The sequence below is a fragment of the Bartonella queenslandensis AUST/NH15 genome (assembly GCF_000312585.1).
Lineage (GTDB): Bacteria > Pseudomonadota > Alphaproteobacteria > Rhizobiales > Rhizobiaceae > Bartonella > Bartonella queenslandensis_A.
This window is the reverse complement of record NZ_HE998011.1, coordinates 22,467-24,221: the sequence shown is the minus strand read 5'-3', so window position 1 is coordinate 24,221 and position 1,755 is coordinate 22,467. Positions and strand designations below refer to the sequence as shown.

General features: G+C 44.3%; 3 protein-coding genes. All 3 read left to right on the top strand.

Going from position 1 to position 1,755, the window contains the following annotated elements; translation table 11 throughout:
* A partial coding sequence (locus tag BN338_RS07585) for a DUF3164 family protein (protein ID WP_039760648.1) occupies window positions 1-388 on the top strand: 388 nt, incomplete at its 5' end.
* A 12-nt stretch (window positions 389-400) separates the two neighbouring features.
* Window positions 401-1,018, top strand: a complete 618-nt coding sequence (locus BN338_RS07580; protein ID WP_039760646.1) for a regulatory protein GemA — start codon at window positions 401-403, stop codon at window positions 1,016-1,018.
* Window positions 1,019-1,025: 7 nt separating this feature from the next.
* The gene (locus BN338_RS07575) at window positions 1,026-1,427 is read left to right on the top strand and encodes a helix-turn-helix domain-containing protein (RefSeq protein ID WP_039760643.1); all 402 of its coding nucleotides are present in this window, start codon (window positions 1,026-1,028) and stop codon (window positions 1,425-1,427) included.
* Window positions 1,428-1,755 lie beyond the last annotated feature (328 nt).

Here is a 1,755-nt window from a genome sequence, read left to right as displayed (position 1 = left end):
TAAAAAGGGCAATTGCACTTATATGAGCTTTGATGGTTTACAGCGCATTAAGGTGCAAGTTCAGGAGAGTTTTGATTTTGGACCCCAATTGCAAATTGCCAAAAGTCTTCTTGATGAATGTTTGAATGAATGGTCTGCGGATGCACGCCCTGAAATCCGTGCGATTATCACGCGTGCTTTTAATACGGATAAAGAAGGCAAGGTGAATCGAGGAGAAATCTTTATGTTGTTACGTTTGGCTATTGATGATCCCCGCTGGAGCGAGGCGATGCGTGCTATTCGCGAAGCCATTCGTGTGACAACCTCTAAGGAATATGTGCGTTTTTATGAGCGTGATACATTGGAAAGCCCTTGGCGGGCTGTGACGCTTGATTTGGCGAAGACGTAAAGAAGGGGTACCATGTCTTTAGCGGCTATTCATATGGGCAAACGCGCGTTAGGTCTTGATGATGAGACCTACCGCGCTCTGCTTTTTCGGTTGACGGGTAAGCAATCGGCAAAAGATTTGAGTGTTTCAGAACAGCGTTTGGTGATGCAAGAAATGCGCGCGTATGGTGGTGGTGTCACTGGCAAGCCTTTAGAGGGCAAATATGCCAAAAAACTTCAAGCCTTATGGATAGCAGGCTGGAATCTTGGCATTCTTCGTGAGCGTTCAGATAAGGCATTGCTTGCCTTTGTCACAAGACAGACAGGGATTGATCATATTCGTTTTTTACGCGATAGCGATGATGCGAGCAAAGCCATTGAGGCGTTAAAGGGTTGGTTACAGCGTGAGGGTGGAGTTGACTGGAGAGGGAAAAAGCACCAAGATTCATGGGGGAGAAGTTCAAGTATTTGTATTTTGTGTGCTCAATGGAAACGTTTCAATGAAGGTTGCTTGTTTGATGGGGCAGCTTTTCATCAAAGTGTTATGAACGTGAGTGGTAAAGCTTTGGGCGAGATGAGTGGGCGCGATTTTATACGTGTTATGAATGTTTGGGGGCGGAAAATTCGTCAAGGTGTTCAAAGCGAGGGGTAAGCTGGTCATGGAAGATGAAGATTATCACCATTTTCCCCTTCTATTACGTGAAATATCTGATGTTGCTGGTGTTGATGCGGCATGGAATATGGTTCGTGCTTTTGGTGGACGACAAGTTTATATCCCAGGGTGCCTTGAGCATGCGGATTGGTTGATAGAAATTGTAGGTTTTGAAGAGGCGCAGCGACTGATCAGGCATTTTTGTTTCAAAGGTTCAGGGGTGCGCCTTCTTATTCCTCTTTGTAGCCATGTATCCCGTCGGCAAAAAATGATAAAAGCCTTGCAACAAGGCTGGTCTGCGGATACTGCGGCGGCTGTTTCTGGCATGCATGTGCGTACAGCCTATCGCTTGAAGAAGAAAATATCTTTGCAAGACCCACAAGGTTCGTTATTTGCAGAGTTTGAATGATTTTAAGCGCCACCATAGTCTTTAAGTGTTTAGGTTGTCTTGTTATGGCGTAAAACAGTATCCTGAGATTGGTAAGGTGATCTATGACTGACAGTGTCAGACTTATATTGTGTTTTGGAAATCCGATAAACTGCGAATGGATTTTTATGCATTCAGTGGTTTTTTATGGTTTCAATAGATACATTTTTTCTTCATCGCCTTGCTCCTAAATTGGCACACCATGCGCGTCAAGATTTTATTATTGTTGAAATGGCACGTGTTCTGCCTGAAGCTTTATCGTATGGTGCACTCACAACACCGTTGCGTATTGCCCATTTTTTAAGCCAAT